At 57.8% G+C, this 14,683-nt stretch carries 15 protein-coding genes and 1 tRNA gene; 12 read left to right on the plus strand and 4 right to left on the minus strand.

All coding sequences use genetic code 11. The features are described from left to right. The first annotated feature begins 125 nt into the window (after window positions 1-125). The 9 genes from terL to EEQ99_RS24205 all read left to right on the plus strand — a co-directional run bounded on the left by terL (window position 126) and on the right by EEQ99_RS24205 (window position 6,826). Window positions 126-1,814, plus strand: coding sequence for a phage terminase large subunit (gene terL, locus EEQ99_RS24175; protein ID WP_127431207.1), 1,689 nt, complete (start codon window positions 126-128; stop codon window positions 1,812-1,814). A gap of 232 nt (window positions 1,815-2,046) precedes the next feature. Then, entirely contained in the window at window positions 2,047-2,460 is a 414-nt protein-coding gene (locus EEQ99_RS24180) for a hypothetical protein (protein WP_127431208.1), read from the plus strand. Window positions 2,461-2,523: 63 nt separating this feature from the next. After that, complete coding sequence (locus EEQ99_RS24185; RefSeq protein WP_127431209.1) at window positions 2,524-3,432, plus strand: hypothetical protein; 909 nt, start codon at window positions 2,524-2,526, stop codon at window positions 3,430-3,432. A gap of 312 nt (window positions 3,433-3,744) precedes the next feature. Beyond that, complete coding sequence (locus tag EEQ99_RS24190; protein ID WP_127431210.1) at window positions 3,745-3,969, plus strand: hypothetical protein; 225 nt, start codon at window positions 3,745-3,747, stop codon at window positions 3,967-3,969. Between the two features lie 302 nt (window positions 3,970-4,271). Beyond that, the gene (locus tag EEQ99_RS24195; protein WP_127431211.1) at window positions 4,272-5,021 is read left to right on the plus strand and encodes a GP88 family protein; all 750 of its coding nucleotides are present in this window, start codon (window positions 4,272-4,274) and stop codon (window positions 5,019-5,021) included. Between the two features lie 202 nt (window positions 5,022-5,223). Continuing rightward, the gene (locus EEQ99_RS35400) at window positions 5,224-5,349 is read left to right on the plus strand and encodes a hypothetical protein (RefSeq protein WP_280178099.1); all 126 of its coding nucleotides are present in this window, start codon (window positions 5,224-5,226) and stop codon (window positions 5,347-5,349) included. A 2-nt stretch (window positions 5,350-5,351) separates the two neighbouring features. Beyond that, window positions 5,352-5,576, plus strand: a complete 225-nt coding sequence (locus EEQ99_RS24200) for a hypothetical protein (RefSeq protein WP_127431212.1) — start codon at window positions 5,352-5,354, stop codon at window positions 5,574-5,576. Window positions 5,577-6,221: 645 nt separating this feature from the next. Beyond that, on the plus strand, window positions 6,222-6,377 hold the full coding sequence (locus EEQ99_RS34730) for a hypothetical protein (protein WP_164735964.1): 156 nt from the start codon (window positions 6,222-6,224) through the stop codon (window positions 6,375-6,377). 62 nt (window positions 6,378-6,439) lie between these two features. Beyond that, complete coding sequence (locus EEQ99_RS24205; RefSeq protein ID WP_127431213.1) at window positions 6,440-6,826, plus strand: MarR family winged helix-turn-helix transcriptional regulator; 387 nt, start codon at window positions 6,440-6,442, stop codon at window positions 6,824-6,826. On the opposite strand, the gene EEQ99_RS24210 is transcribed toward EEQ99_RS24205, so the two are convergent. Then, window positions 6,814-6,898: transfer RNA gene (locus tag EEQ99_RS24210), tRNA-Leu, on the minus strand. The two genes, EEQ99_RS24205 and EEQ99_RS24210, sit on opposite strands and share 13 nt — an antisense overlap. Window positions 6,899-6,914: 16 nt before the next feature. Between EEQ99_RS24210 and EEQ99_RS24215 the strand changes: the two genes are divergently transcribed. The 3 genes from EEQ99_RS24215 (at window position 6,915) to EEQ99_RS24225 (ending at window position 10,379) form a co-directional block, all read left to right on the plus strand. Then, window positions 6,915-7,928, plus strand: a complete 1,014-nt coding sequence (locus tag EEQ99_RS24215; RefSeq protein ID WP_127431214.1) for a tyrosine-type recombinase/integrase — start codon at window positions 6,915-6,917, stop codon at window positions 7,926-7,928. A gap of 366 nt (window positions 7,929-8,294) precedes the next feature. Further along, complete coding sequence (gene tig / locus EEQ99_RS24220; RefSeq protein WP_097543846.1) at window positions 8,295-9,779, plus strand: trigger factor; 1,485 nt, start codon at window positions 8,295-8,297, stop codon at window positions 9,777-9,779. Window positions 9,780-9,956: 177 nt separating this feature from the next. Continuing rightward, window positions 9,957-10,379: a nuclear transport factor 2 family protein gene (locus EEQ99_RS24225; RefSeq protein WP_047614813.1), complete on the plus strand. Its 423-nt coding sequence runs from the start codon at window positions 9,957-9,959 to the stop codon at window positions 10,377-10,379. 98 nt (window positions 10,380-10,477) lie between these two features. Here EEQ99_RS24225 and EEQ99_RS24230 read toward each other — a convergent pair whose 3' ends face one another. The 3 genes from EEQ99_RS24230 to sthA form a co-directional block, all read right to left on the minus strand. Continuing rightward, entirely contained in the window at window positions 10,478-12,247 is a 1,770-nt protein-coding gene (locus EEQ99_RS24230) for a B12-binding domain-containing radical SAM protein (protein WP_097543847.1), read from the minus strand. A 159-nt stretch (window positions 12,248-12,406) separates the two neighbouring features. Further along, window positions 12,407-13,210 carry an endonuclease/exonuclease/phosphatase family protein gene (locus tag EEQ99_RS24235; protein WP_097543848.1) on the minus strand — a complete coding sequence of 268 codons (804 nt, stop codon included), beginning with the start codon at window positions 13,208-13,210 and terminating at the stop codon, window positions 12,407-12,409. Window positions 13,211-13,260: 50 nt separating this feature from the next. Continuing rightward, complete coding sequence (sthA, locus tag EEQ99_RS24240; RefSeq protein ID WP_047615374.1) at window positions 13,261-14,667, minus strand: Si-specific NAD(P)(+) transhydrogenase; 1,407 nt, start codon at window positions 14,665-14,667, stop codon at window positions 13,261-13,263. Between the last annotated feature and the right edge of the window lie 16 nt (window positions 14,668-14,683).

The following is a 14,683-nucleotide window of genomic DNA, read 5'->3' on the forward strand; positions in this document are numbered from 1 at the left end:
ACCCTCGCAGCCCCCAGTAGGCTGACTCAGGACTCGCGCCAGTGACCCCTAGGCTACTACCCTAGCCAGGAGCGCTGGTGCGCGTCTGTGCGCCGCTGTGGCCTGTTTAATCCACGGGTGGATATATGACAGCCGATAGCCTGAAGTCAGGCACCCATCTCAGTCCCTCCATCGACCCCCTGAAGAAGGACTTTCGAAACTTCCTCTTCGTGGTCTGGAAGCACCTCAACCTCCCGGTCCCGACAGCCGTTCAATACGACATCGCCGGCTATCTCCAGCACGGCCCCAAGCGTTGCGTGATCGAGGCCTTTCGAGGCGTGGGTAAGTCCTACGTCACCTCGGCCTTCGTGGTCTGGCTCCTCTACTGCAACCCCCAGCTCAACATCCTCGTGGTCTCGGCCTCGAAGGATCGCTCCGACCAATTCTCCAGCTTCACCAAGAGGCTGATCGCTGAGATGCCGATCTTGGCCCACCTCCGCGCCCAGGCAGGGCAGCGTGATTCGATGGTGGCCTTCGATGTCGGCCCAGCCCGCAACTCCCACTCTCCCTCCGTCAAGTCCGTTGGCATCACCGGCCAGCTCGCCGGCTCTCGTGCTGACATCATCATCGCGGACGACGTTGAGGTTCCGAACAACTCCATGACCCAGCTCCAGCGTGACCAGCTCTCGGAGCGCGTGAAGGAGTTCGACGCTATTCTGAAGCCGCTGCCGACCAGTCGCATCATCTACCTGGGCACCCCTCAGACCGAGATGAGCCTCTACAACAGGCTGCCTGAACGCGGCTATGAAATCCGCATCTGGCCGGCCCGTGTGCCGAACGACCCCGAGCGCTACCTCGGTCGCCTCTCGAAGTTCGTCTTGGATATGATCGAGGCCGGCGCTGAACCACGCCAACCGGTCGACCCCCAGCGTTTCCAAGAGCAGGACCTGATCGAGCGTGAGGCTTCCTACGCCCGCTCTGGCTTCGCCTTGCAGTTCATGCTCGACACCTCGCTCAGCGACCAAGATAAGTACCCGCTGAAGCTCTCCGATCTGATCATCAGCTCACTCGATCCCCGCATGGCCCCGGCCAAACTGGTCTGGTGTAACGACCCTGACAAGGTGATCTCCGATCTCCCCGCAGTGGGGCTTCAGGGTGACCGTCTGCATCGCCCGATGTGGACCGCGAACGAGATGGCTGAGTACACCGGCTCGGTCATGGCCATCGACCCTTCGGGTAACGGCGGTGACGAGACGGCTTACGCCATCGTCAAGATTCTCCACGGCAACCTCTTCTTGGTCGCCTCAGGGGGCTTCAAGGAGGGCTACTCCGAGGCAACCCTCAAGGCCCTCGCAATGCTGGCCGCAACCCACAACGTCAACCGCGTGATCGTCGAAGGCAACTTCGGTGACGGCATGTTCACCCAGCTCCTGAAGCCGGTGTTCACCCGCGTCCACCCGGTGACCATTGAGGAAGTCAAGCACTCGACCCAGAAGGAGCGCCGCATCTGCGACGTTCTGGAACCGGTCATGAACCAGCACCGCCTCATCGTCGACGCCCAGGTCATCAAGCGTGACCACGAAGCCGAGCCCCATAGGCAGCTCTTCTACCAGCTCACCCGCATCACCCGCGACCGTGGCGCTCTGGTGAAGGACGACCGTCTCGATGCTCTGGCTATCGCCGTGGGCTACTGGGTTGAACACATGGCCCGAGACACGGAGAAGGCGGCTGACGACCACAAGGCAGCACTGCTCGAACAGGAGCTGAAGAACTTCGCTGAGCATGTCTTCGGCATGTCAGGGGAGGACAGCCTTAGGTGGATGAGCATCGGTTGAAGACCAACCTTTAATTACCCCTCCCTTAAGGAGAGACGAGAAGGAATAAAGGATGAGGAGAGGGACCTGATGAAAAAGGGGTCTCTCTCCAGATGATCTTTATGATGGATGGAGGTGGAAGAACCCCCATCCACCAATCCCTAATCCCCAAAGGAAACCTTAAGGGTTACTATATGGGATTGCCCGAGACTCGCCGGTTGTGTATCTCGAAGGTTCACTACTGGGGGACCACATGACGAGACTGCTCAAGACCATTGCCCTGCTATCACTCGGGGCTCTTTCCGGCTGCGTGACAATGGACAGCGCGAAGCCTGCTATGGAGGCCATGAAAGGTCAACCCATAAGCGTTGCTATCGCCAAGCTCGGCTACCCTGATAGCGAGATGAGCATCGCCGGCAAGAAGGTCTATACATGGAACAACCAGGACAGCGGCTCTTACACCGTGCCCACCTACAATACCGCCACAACCTACGTGAATGGCCAACCGATCTATTCATCAGTCCAGGGCTCGCGGACGACCAGCTACGACTATCAGTGCAAGTTCAAGGTCATCGCCAGTCAGGGGGATATCATTGAGAACTTCGAATGGAATGGCGATATCGGAGGCTGTGAAGCTTTCGCTATGAGACTGCAGAAGAAGGGTTGACGGCTTGGCCCACCCGATAATCTCGCTACCGCTCGATCATCGGGTGTCAACCGGAGGGTCCTAATGCTGGATAAGATTGGTCACGTCAAAAACCCCCTCACTGTCGTTGCTCTATTTGCGGGCATCGCTGAGGTGAGTGGTACGGTCGTGCTGCCTCTGCTGGATAAGGACATTCAGCACACGTTTGTGTGGTTCCTGATGGGCTTCCCAACCCTTTTGGTTGGCGTCTTCTTCGCGATCCTTCACTGGAACCACATAGTTTTATACGCACCGTCTGACTTCCAGAACGAAGACAATTTTACCGGCCTAGTGAAGGCCAGCAGTGACGCGATTCTTATTAAGAATAAGTTTGAGGTTGTCGAAGCGTTGGATGAAGGCGTACCTATACTTCCCCCCGCTGCTTCTCCTCCGACTGATGATCCTCCTCCCGCTGATTCTCCTCCGACTGATGATCCTCCTTCCGCTGATGCTACCTCTTCGTCAGGTATTACCCCTGTTGTCACTTCCAACGTGACCACGCGCTCAATCAACATGGACGAATTGGGTCTGAATGTGCGACGTTTCGCTTCTTTGACCCGACGCGTCACGGCGGCCGCTATCTCGAAGATCGAAGCTGAGCGGCACCTCTTCTTCGCTAGAGACGTTACCACGCAAGAGAATCCGCAAATAGTGTTCGATGCCGCTGCTGCTGTAGGCGATAATCGTTTCGTCGTGGAGGTGAAGTACGCAGCTAAAGGAATTTCCATACTCCAGATACAGCGCGCGTTCGAGACCATTTTTAACTACGCCAGAAGCCTCTCACCTGCGCAGCAGACAAAGCTACATTTCATTCTCGTGGTAGTCCTTGGAGACGAAGCTAGTGAAGATGAACTGACGAATATCCACGAAAAGGCAAAGCTAGTTCGGGAACATTTCCCCTTCACTTCAGAAGTGGTCATTTACCGTTTCAGTTCTCTTATTGCAGACAACTGAGCCAAAGTGTTTGTCGTAAAAATTTCTGAGGTCAAATCAGATAAGAGGCTCGGGCAGTTCCCCCCGTGGCCCCTCGATCTCCCGCATTGGCTACCCTTCCGGCTGCCCCTCTGACACAACAGCATGACACACGCCAGCTAAGCGATTGATATCATTGATGTGCGGAGCAGATGATCGATCTACATGTGACACATAATCGACCATGAACCGCTGCCTTGTGTGGCTCGGCTGAGAATATGCACGCGTTCGTTTCTTCTGGGGGGATAATGCCTTTTCGTGGTATCGCTCAGTTGCACATTAGGAGGCACATCAATGGCATTCATCTCAGTTATCGAGTGGAACAGGGCGCGCGACAAGTCGACCGAAAACACCATTCATCTCAACACAAATTACATTATTGCGTTTAGATCATGGTCTACTGAGCCACCCTACACCACAACGATAACGTACCTCACAGGAAATAATGCCAGTGAAATGACGGTGGCGGGTGCGCCTGTCGACATTGCTAACATGATCGCCAGCGCCGCTAATACGTGACACGTATAGCCACAAAAATCACCGGTGAATGAAATAAACTTAAGCATTATCAATTCTTTAAGGGGCTGATGGTGCTTTCTTTATATCTGCCACTTTACAATCAATCCACCAGTGAATATGTTTCTCTCACCAAATCGGGCGGGTAAGTCGGCCTGAGGCGGCGGGTGAGGGGCAGGCAGGCCGCTCGGTTCTTTGACAATTGAAGACGCTAGCATCGACCCTTCGGGGTTGGTGGGTAGCACTGGGTACAGCGGCGAAGCTGTGTCTGGTCCTATCCACGAGTGAATGCAAAGGAGACATCAATGTTCAAGGGAACGCTCATTCGATCTGGTAACAATGCGAAGACGGTCAAGGGTGACGGTGAATATGAAACCGCAATCATGTACCTTGCACCCTTCACAATGGCAGGCTCGAACGTCTGCCCCATGGCTGAACAAGCGGGGTGCGTCAAAGGCTGCCTGAACACGGCGGGCAGGGGCGCTTACAATAACGTTCAGCAAGCCCGCATCGCCAAGACAAAGCGCTATCTGGCCAGCCGCACAACTTTCATGGCCGATCTGGTCACCGATCTGGAGCGCTTCGTCGCCTACTGCAAGCGCAAGGGCGTCAAGCCTGCAGTTCGGCTGAATGGCACCTCTGATATTCAATGGGAGGTGGCCCACTACGCTAGCCGGGGTGACGCTCGCGGTTCGGTCTTTGAGTTGTTCCCTGAGGTGCAGTTTTACGACTACACGAAGGTTTACAAACGGGCCCATCGCCAGTTGCCCGCCAACTACGCCTTGACGCTGAGCTATAGCGCGGCAAACCCTGCCTATGCTGAGGCGGTCACGAAGGCTGCCCACGAGACCGGCGCTAACTTGGCCATCGTCTACCGCACAAAGGAACTGCGCGACTACTTCGTCGGTAAGCTTGTGCAATACGGTGATGCCTGCCGCGATGTTATCGACGGTGACGAAACCGACATGCGGTTCCTTGATACTAAAGGCGTGATTGTTGGTCTCTACGCCAAGGGCAGGGCCAAGGGTGACCAGTCGGGCTTTGTCGTGGGCTGAAACATCCACCAGTGAATTGAATAATGCCGAAACCGGCTGCCATGCGTGGCCGGTCGCGGGGCTTGGCATGCGCCCGCCTGACGATGGCTGCCGATGAAAGGGAATGCAGATGGCTCGCAAGCCGAGGAAGTATCACACGCTATTGGCCCTCATAGATGGCCGCTGGGGCATTCAATTCGGGGCGTATGAGCGTGGGGACGTTATGGCCGAACGCGCGGCCTACATCGAGAACGGTGAAGCCAAGGCCAAAGAGCTGAAGGTCATCACCACAGGCGACACGCAAGCCGAGATCAACGCGGCGGTCGCCAAGCTGAACGGGGAGGGCTGAGCATGGCCCGCTACCTGCCCACAATCGACATTTGGGAAATCACCGAGGATGGCCGCGCATCGCTCCAGATCGGGCAATGGGTGAAAGCCGGTCCTGATGGCCCAAAAGGGCGCTTCTACGGTCATGGCTCGTCCACCGTGGTTGCCTTCCTGCCCAACGCTCGCGGTCGTTATCGGTCCTACATGGCCACCATACGCGACTACGGGCGCACCGTGAGGTCGCGCTGATGGCCGCTACCTATCACGTTCGCAAGGTTGCCAAGGGTCGCTGGGCCGTCACCTCAGTTATTCCCGGCTGGGTCACCCCAATCGGCACTTTCTCCAAGCGCTCGGCCGCGATCTCCACCGCTCGCCTACTGGCCGGCTGGCGCTCTGCTGTGGTCGTCCACTGAGTTGCAATTCTCCCGCATAAATTACCACCTGAAGAGGCCCGAAGGCCGAAACCTAGAGAACTGTCCAGTACGGTTCTCGATGGTCGTGGTTATCCACAGCAATCCACCGCGTTTGAAGCTAAGGCCTCTTAGGTTCAATAAGGCGGATTGCTTTTCTGTTAAGTGCCTAATTTGACTTCGCTTTGGGCCATGAACGCCCGCGTATCATCACCATGTATCGGTGGAGCAGAGTTTAGGATTTTGCATGGCTGATATGCTCCGGTCGCATCCCTGAATAGGATACTTTTCCTATATCATTAACGGAAGTTAATGTGAAATCAGTAACATGCGCGATCTTGGAGCCCGATGAAACGTCAACAACCTCCCCTAACCTATTCACCAGTGGCATTTTTGCAGCTTGTGGTACGCGTGGGGGGAGGAGTATATCCGCTTCCGTCCTGAAATGAGAACAGGACGCGAACGGCGAGCGAGGAAATAATAAGTGCGGGCATTCAAAAAAACCAAGCGTTTTGAAGTGTTTATCGAGATTGAAAAGTCTCGCATTCTGGATCGCTTCTTCAGCTACCGCTGCGACGATGGGAACCACGAACTGTGGTTGGGTCGCTGCTACATCACACTGTTTGTTGCGCAAACCTAACCACGGGTGTATGGGTTCCTCCGTATTCACCCCGGGCTGGGGACAATAGAGGGACATTCCATATGCCTAAGGCTTTGTTTTCGCGCATGGGCGCGGTCATGAATGAGGTGCGCCAGCTCCAAGATGATAAAGCGCTCATGTCGGTTCAGACCTTCGAGGTCTTTCTGGTGATCGCGGCAAAGGAGGGCATTCCGTCCTCCGAGATCAGAAAATTAACTGGTATCCCACAGCCGTCAGTAAGCCGTGCTCTGGGTGACCTCGGTGAAAAGGCCGTTCGCCGCGATGCGGAAGGCCTGAAGCTCATCAAGACCGAGCGAGACCCTAGCGATATGCGCAATGTGGTCTGCTTCTTGACCCCCAAGGGGAAACTGTTGGCTGCCCGCATAGCGCAGCTAATGGGCATCGACGACACCAAGGTAGACGGGTCGTTTGTAAGTGGTGCCCAGTGAGGGACTCGAACCCCCACGCCTCTCGGCGCTTGGACCTAAACCAAGTGCGTCTACCAATTCCGCCAACTGGGCAACGAAAGGAGTTGCGATGCCTGTTAAACCACGCGGAGCCTCATGGCAAGCCGCTGTCTCTCATAAGGGGACGCGGCTGAGAAAAGACTTCCCAACGAAGCTTGAAGCTGAGATTTGGGAAGCCGAGACCAAGGCAGCACTGCTGTCTGGCAAAGAGGTGGTCGTAAAGACTGCCGAGCCTGTCATGACCCTGCAGCACCTCTTCGATCTGGTCGCTGAGACCCGATGGAGGGGCACCAAGGGCGAGAAGACGGCGCTGATCAATGGTCAGCACGTGGTCAACATCCTCGGCCCACAGAGGGACGTTAAAACTCTCTGCTACGAGGACAGCTTGACCATCAAGAAGACGGTGACCGGCTGGAAACGGGCGGATGCCACGATCAACCGCAAGCTCGCCGCTTTCTCCACCATGGTGAAAGAGGCCTACAAGCTCGGCAAGATCGACAAGCTGTTCGACATCGGCCTGATCAAAGAGCGGAACACCCGCGTCAGGTACTATGAGGACAAGGAACTCGATCAGATGCTGGCTTGGTGCGACGAGATGCTTGAAGATGAGCTGAGGGACTATATCATTGTCTCTCTGGACACCGGTTTCCGGCAGGGTGAGGTCTTAAAGATCACCAAGCGGGACGCCGAACTGGAAGACCTCTGGACCTTCGACACGAAGGCGGGGGACAAACGGGATGTGCCGCTCACAGCCAGGGCGAGGGAAGTTCTCCTCCGCAGGGCCAAGCCTCTCAACGATCCCGACGCAAAGCTCTTCACTCAGAAGCCAGCTTGGTACCGGGAACATTGGAAGAGCATGCAGTCGGACCTCGGCATGACCGATGACAACAACTACGTGCCGCACGTTCTGCGCCACACGTTCGTTACCAACATGCTACTGCATACCGACATTCGCACGGTGCAGGAGTTGGCCGGTCACAAGCGCATCGAGACGACCATGCGCTATGCCAAGACATCAGCCGAACGCAAACGTCTTGCAATTAAGCGGATGTCGGACTATCAGGGGGCCGAAATCGGGGCGTGACACATGACACATTGTGGCATTTCTCCGTGACACAGCAGTAAGTAAAAGGAATGCACAAGACCTCAAGCTATTGAAAAGCTTGCGCTCCTGGGGATGGTAAAACGGGCTAAGCAGATTTAGGTTCTGGTGCCGCAAGGCGTGGGAGTTCAAGTCTCTCTACCCGCACCAAGCTGTTTGCAGGCGGGAGACTGAGAATCGGTTGTTCCAGAACAATTGAAAGTTGTCCCGAATAGCCCGCGAGTGCCGTTCCGCTTTGGGCGGAATGATATGGAATTGGAAAAGCCACGCGCGGCACGCTGCCGGCGTCGTGCTCATTGAAACGAACGGCGTCTGGGCACGGCCGCCACGACATGAAGGTAGGAAGACATGCAGGTTATCGAAACGCTCGCTGAAGGGCTGAAGCGCGAAATCAAGGTCGTTATCCCGGCCAAGGACATGGAAGACAAGATGAATGAGCGTCTTGCCGATGTGAAGGACAAGGTTCGCATCAACGGCTTCCGTCCGGGCAAGGTCCCCGCTGCTCACCTGAAGAAGGTCTATGGCAAGTCGATCATGGCCGACCTCGTCAACGAGATCGTCCGCGAGCAGCCGGCCGCCATCCTGTCCAGCCGCGGCGAAAAGTCGGCCACGCAGCCGGAAATCGCCATGACGGAAGACAAGGACGAAGCCGACAAGATCCTCGCCGCCCAGCAGGATTTCGAATTCACGCTCTCCTATGAAGTGCTGCCGCCGATCGAACTGAAGTCGGTCAAGGGCATCAAGGTCACGCGCGAAGTCATCGACATCTCGGACGACGAAGTCAACGAGCAGGTCCTGAAGGTCGCCGAAAGCGCTCGCGCCTACGAGACCAAGACCGGCAAAGCCGCCAACGGCGACCGCATCACCATGGATTACGTCGGCAAGGTCGACGGCGAAGCCTTCGAAGGCGGCACCGACCAGGGCGCCGAACTGGTGCTCGGCTCCGGCCGCTTCATTCCTGGCTTCGAAGACCAGCTCGTCGGCGTCAAGGCTGGCGACGAGAAGACCATCACCGTGACCTTCCCGGCCGACTATCCGGCCAAGAACCTCGCCGGCAAGGAAGCGACCTTTGATGTCACCGTCAAGGATGTCGCAGCCCCCGGCGCTGTCGAGATCAACGACGAACTCGCCTCCAAGCTCGGCATCGAATCCGCCGACCGCCTGAAGGAAATCGTTCGTGGCCAGATCGAATCGCAGTACGGCTCGCTGACCCGCCAGAAGCTGAAGCGTCAGATTCTCGACCAGCTCGATGAGATGTACAAGTTCGAGACCCCGAATTCGCTCGTCGACGCCGAATATAACGGCATCTGGAGCCAGGTGAACAACGACCTCGCCCAGTCCGGCAAGACCTTCGAGGACGAAGACACGACCGAAGAAAAGGCACGTGAGGAATACAAGACGCTCGCCGAGCGTCGCGTCCGCCTCGGCCTCGTTCTCTCCGAAATCGGCGAAAAGGCAGGCGTCGAAGTCAGCGAAGACGAAATGCAGCGCGCCATCTACGATCAGCTGCGTCAGTATCCGGGCCAGGAAAAGCAGATCCTCGAATTCTTCCGCAGCCAGCCGGGTGCCGCCGCTTCGATCCGCGCGCCGATCTTCGAAGAAAAGGTCATCGATCACCTGCTCACCGAAATCGACGTTACCGACAAGAAGGTGACGAAGGAAGAACTGCTCGCCGAGGAAGAAGGCGAGGCTAAGGCCGAGACCAAGAAGGCCGCGCCGAAGAAGAAGGCTGCCGCCAAGGCCGAAGCAGCTGAGGCCGGTGAAGGCGAAGAAGCCGCACCGAAGAAGAAGGCTGCTCCGAAGAAGAAGGCGGCTGACGAAAGCGCCGAATAATCGCTTTTCAGTTCAGAAGTTTGGAAGGCCTCGCCATCGTGCGGGGCCTTTTTCTATTATCTGGGGCAGTTTCATTCTCGCCGCCTACTCCATTGTGCCTATTCATCCGGAACAACAAAGAGTTGCAATAAAGTATAATTCGATGCAGATTTCGCTGATGGTGGGGAGGACCTGAAGATGACTGCAAAGCATGACATGAAGAAGCTTGTGGAGGAAATCTATGCTGTGCGTGACCGCGGCGATATCGAGGGCACGCTGGCGCTGATCGGCGAGGGGTGCACCTTTCGCATGGCCGGTAATACACGGCTGGCGCCCTTTTCGACTGAAGCAAGCGGGCATGCTTTCCGCCAAGCGATAACGCAGCTCATTACGGTATGGGATCTATCGAATATCAAGACATCAGGCATCTATGTCGACGAAGATGAGCACATGGTCTTTGCCCACCGCGAAGGCGAGGTCAGGCACATCCCATCGGGTGTGAGCTTCCATACGGAATTCGTCGACAAGATCCATTTCCGGGATGGGAAACCGGTCAAGATCGTCGAATTCGTCGACACGCTGCAAGTGGCCGAGACGAGCCGGATCATCCAGCTCGCTTAAACGGCCTCCAAAGTCCGAGCGCTTCAAAGCGCGTTGTCAAACTTGATTTGGGGTTTGGTGCGGCCGACTGGGCGTCGGCCGCCGTTAAGATTTAGCGCTCAATGCGCTGTCAGTTGCGCGACTTTCCTGACATGGTTGACGGCTGCGGCGCCGCCGGCGGTCTGGGTGAAGAGGTGGAGCGTTTCCTCTTCGTCGTCGGCGACAGGCGTCAGGGCCTGATCCATATAGGTCTTCGACTTGGCATCCCTTGAAATCAGGAATGCCGAAATCGTCAGGCCAATGATCGTGCCGGCGAGCGAGGCATGTTTGCGGAAGGTTTCCCAGGCGAAGCGCGGCCAGAACACCAGCGGATTTTCGCGCGGCAGGTCCGGGCGACGCTCCGACGGCGTCTTCAGGCGCAGCAGGCCGCTTTGCAGTGGATGCACGTTTTCCAGCGGCACGGTGGTCGCGAAGGAGACGAGAACCTTGACGAGCCTTGCAAGCGGGACTCCGGTTGCCACGGCGCGGCGCAGCAGCGTCTTCATATGATCAGGCGAATAATAGAGCGACCAGGCCTCGTGGTAGATGTCTTCCCACTGCTGCTTGCTCATCTTGGGATGCGCGGTGCAGACATGCTCGACATCGTAGATGTTGAGATCGGCATCCATCTCGACGCCCTTCTTCCATAGGACCTGATGGTCCTCGGAGCCCGGCAACGGCGTCAGGATGAAGAATTCGATGACGTCGAGCGGCAGCTCTTCCTGGATGATCGTAATGTCGCGGCGGATCGATTCCGGCGTATCGGCGGGGAATCCCAGGATATAACCGGCAAGCGTCATGATGCCCTGCGCCTTCCAGGCGAGCAGCATCTTGCGGTATTCGGTGATCTTGTTCTGGTTCTTCTTGGCGGCGGTCAGATTGTCCGGATTGACGTTTTCGAGGCCGATGAAGACACGGGTGACACCGGCGCGGCGGGATTTCTCGATGAAATTCGGGATCTTGTGGCAGAGCGTGTCGACCTGGATCATCAGGCCGAGCGGAATGCCGTCGCGCTCCTTGAGCTCGATCAACCGGTCGAAGATCGCTTCCCAATCCTTGTTGCGGGCGAAATTGTCGTCGGTGATGAAGAATTTGTGGATGCCCTGCGCCCAGTTCATCCGCACCAGCTTTTCGACGTCGTCGGCCGAGCGGAAGCGCGACTTGCGTCCCTGTACGTTGATGATGGTGCAGAACGAGCACTGATAGGGACAGCCGCGTCCGGCATCGAAGCTGGTGCTGAGCCCGAGCGTGCGCTGGATATTGTCCTTCGGCAGGAAGGGAACCGGTGTGCCGCCGATGCCGGGAAGGTCGTTCATGAAATTGTAGAGCGGCTTCAGCTCGCCGGCGGCGGCGTCGCGCAGCACCATGTCGAGCCGGCCCTCGGCCTCGCCGGCAAACATCGAGATGCCCATGTCACGGCAGGCATCGAGCCCGACCGCCTTGCCATCCAGCATCGACAGGCAGCCGGAAACATGGAAGCCGCCGATGGAAACCGGCAGGCCGGCATCGCGGAAGGGCCGGGCGATATCAAGGGCGCGCGGATATTGGTTGGTCTGGACGCCGACAAGCGCGATCATGCCGAAATTATCGTGACGCTTGAACTGCGCCAGCAGGCCGGCAAAATCGATCCGCGTATTGGTCTCGTCGATCACGGTGATGTCGATCGCCGTATCGTCTCCGAGCACCTTGCGCTCGGCGCATTCAGCGGCGATGCCATAGAGTGCCGCGAGCGAATTGGAGGGAATCATCGCCCGCCACCAGCGGATGACGTAGCCATCATCGTCATAATGCGACGGCTTGATCAGGATCAGCTGAAAACGTCTGCGGGCAGCTTCCAAGACATGGGACAAGAGTATCTATCTTTCTTTAGAAGCTTTTGCCCGAAGGCAAAATGGATTTGAAGGCATCTATCAGGCACGGCGTATCAATGCGATTTAGGCGGTCAAACTAAGGCGTAAAAAAAGGCACGGCGCGCAAACGCTTCGCGAAACTTGTCATTCCTTAATATACTACCCGATATCCAGCAGCAATGCGCGGTGGTCGGAGACCTCAGGCGCCTCGACCACCTCGAATTTGGCAACCTTCACCGGCGGTGTAACCAGCATGTAGTCGGCAAAGCGGCCCTGCTTCAGATAGTAGGAGGTTCGCGTGTCTACAAGGCCGTTTCCGGTGACGAGATCGGAAAGCCCGAGTCTGGCGAGCATGGTGAAGGTCGCGCTGTCGGGCAACACATTGAAATCGCCGCAGACGACGAGCCCTTCGTCACCGGGCCAGACGCGCTCGATCAGCCCGACCAGCGCTGCGGCCTGCTCCTCGCGCGCCGCCGTGTCATCCTTGCCTGCGGGATCGCGCAGGCCATGCATGTGGGCGATGGTCACGGTCGAAGCGTGCTCATGGCTGAAGAGGCGGATGCAATGGGCGTTTCGCGGCCGGGGATGGTCGCCCCAGCCATCAGCGGAAAAATGGCCATGCACGAAGTCCAGCCCCTGGGCAATGACGGAATGGGTCTTGCGCACGAAGGTAGCCAGCCCGAATTCGGCGGCAATGGCGGTATCGCCGTCGAACAGCTCGCCTCTCGATGTCGGGCAGAAGAAGCCGTCATGGCCGGGCAGGGCGGCGCTGACCTCCGTGAATAGATTGAAGCGCTGTGGCAGCTCCAGCCCTGCATCCCGATAGATCGACCATCCGCAGCCCGTACCTGGCGCCCGCAGCACCTCCTGCAGGCACAGCACATCCGGATCTGCCTGCCTGACATAGCCGATCAGGGCCTCATGCAGCCTGCCGCCCCACGCGTTCAGCGAAATGATGCGCAATGTCGTTCGGCTCCGTTTGGCGGCCGGATCTGCTGTCTACACGGCGAGCTTTAGAGTTCCGACTTGATGTCGCCCATCCGGTTCCAGGCATCGAGGCCGGCGATCTTGTAGGCTTCGGCAAGCGTCGGATAGTTGAAGGTGTTTTCGACGAAATATTCGACCGTCCCTTTGAGATTGAGCACCGCCTGGCCGATATGGACCAGCTCGGTGGCGCCTTCGCCGACGATATGCACGCCGAGCAGACGGCGAGTCTTCAGCGAGAAGATCAGCTTCAAAAGGCCGGTGTCGAGGCCCATGATATGACCGCGCGAGGTTTCGCGGAACCGGGCGATGCCGCACTCATAGGGAATACCGCGCTCCTTCATCTCCTCTTCGGTCAGGCCGCAGGTCGAAATCTCCGGCACGGCATAGATGCCGTAGGGGAAATATTTCGGCGGCTCCTTGGCGACCGCGCCGATCGCGACGCGGGCGGCGATGCGGCCCTGTTCCATCGAGGTCGAGGCAAGGCTCGGAAAGCCGACGACGTCGCCGGCGGCGTAGACGTTGGCAACCGATGTCTGGAACGTCTCCGGATTGACCTTGAGACGGCCGCGGCTATCGGCTTCGAGGCCGATGGCCGGAAGGTTCAGCGCGTCAGTCGCCCCCATGCGGCCGGCGGCGAAAAGCACCATGTCGGTCGTCAGGCGCCGGCCACTGTCGAGCGTCAGCTCGACCTTGCCGTTGTCGAGCGTCTCAACCTTGTCGGCCTTCTGGCCGAGCAGCAGCTTCATGTTGCGGTCGCGCAGCTGATAGGTGAAGTCCTCGACGATTTCCTTGTCGATGAAGTCGAGCATCGTCGCCTTCGGGTCGATGACGGTGACGGCCGTGTCGAGCGCGCTGAAGATCGTCGCATATTCGATGCCGATGACGCCGGCGCCGATGACGACCATCGATCGCGGCAACTCCTGGATGTCGAGCAACTCGTCGCTGTCGAGTACAGTCTTGCCGTCGAAAGGTATGTAATCGGGACGGAACGGCTTTGTGCCGACGGCGAGCAGTACGCTGGCGGCGGTGACCTGCGTGGTCTCGCCGTCATCCTTGATCACCTGCAGCGTCGACGCATCGATGAAGCTCGCCTTGCCGCGAATGTGCTGCACGCGGTTGCGGGCGAACTGGTGTTCCAGCACCTCGACCTCGTGGTTCAGCGTGATCAGCAGGCGGCGGCGCAAATCATCTGCGCTGATCTCTTCCTTGACGCGGTAAGACCGGCCGTAGAAACCGCGTTCGCGCCAGCCGGAGAGGTTGAGCGCGGTCTCGCGCAGCGTTTTGGAGGGGATGGTGCCGGTATGCACGGACACGCCGCCGACGCGTTTGCCCTGCTCGATAACAAGCACTTTCTTGCCGAGTTTTGCAGCCTGGATGGCGCCGCGGCGCCCTGCGGGACCGCTGCCCACCACAACGAGATCGTACTGAAGCATCATCAAGCCCCGGATT

It is taken from the genome of Rhizobium anhuiense, from assembly GCF_003985145.1.
Lineage (GTDB): Bacteria > Pseudomonadota > Alphaproteobacteria > Rhizobiales > Rhizobiaceae > Rhizobium > Rhizobium anhuiense.

Bases quoted from the DNA above. Each gene is read 5' to 3' on its own strand.
- EEQ99_RS24205 (WP_127431213.1), top strand. From the start codon at position 6,440: ATGCCTAAGGCTTTGTTTTCGCGCATGGGCGCGGTCATGAATGAGGTG.
- EEQ99_RS24225 (WP_047614813.1), top strand. From the start codon at position 9,957: ATGACTGCAAAGCATGACATGAAGAAGCTTGTGGAGGAAATCTATGCT.
- EEQ99_RS24190 (WP_127431210.1), top strand. From the start codon at position 3,745: ATGGCATTCATCTCAGTTATCGAGTGGAACAGGGCGCGCGACAAGTCG.
- tig (WP_097543846.1), top strand. From the start codon at position 8,295: ATGCAGGTTATCGAAACGCTCGCTGAAGGGCTGAAGCGCGAAATCAAG.
- terL (WP_127431207.1), top strand. From the start codon at position 126: ATGACAGCCGATAGCCTGAAGTCAGGCACCCATCTCAGTCCCTCCATC.
- EEQ99_RS35400 (WP_280178099.1), top strand. From the start codon at position 5,224: ATGGCCGAACGCGCGGCCTACATCGAGAACGGTGAAGCCAAGGCCAAA.
- EEQ99_RS24180 (WP_127431208.1), top strand. From the start codon at position 2,047: ATGACGAGACTGCTCAAGACCATTGCCCTGCTATCACTCGGGGCTCTT.
- sthA (WP_047615374.1), bottom strand. From the start codon at position 14,667: ATGCTTCAGTACGATCTCGTTGTGGTGGGCAGCGGTCCCGCAGGGCGC.
- EEQ99_RS24195 (WP_127431211.1), top strand. From the start codon at position 4,272: ATGTTCAAGGGAACGCTCATTCGATCTGGTAACAATGCGAAGACGGTC.
- EEQ99_RS24200 (WP_127431212.1), top strand. From the start codon at position 5,352: ATGGCCCGCTACCTGCCCACAATCGACATTTGGGAAATCACCGAGGAT.
- EEQ99_RS24215 (WP_127431214.1), top strand. From the start codon at position 6,915: ATGCCTGTTAAACCACGCGGAGCCTCATGGCAAGCCGCTGTCTCTCAT.
- EEQ99_RS24185 (WP_127431209.1), top strand. From the start codon at position 2,524: ATGCTGGATAAGATTGGTCACGTCAAAAACCCCCTCACTGTCGTTGCT.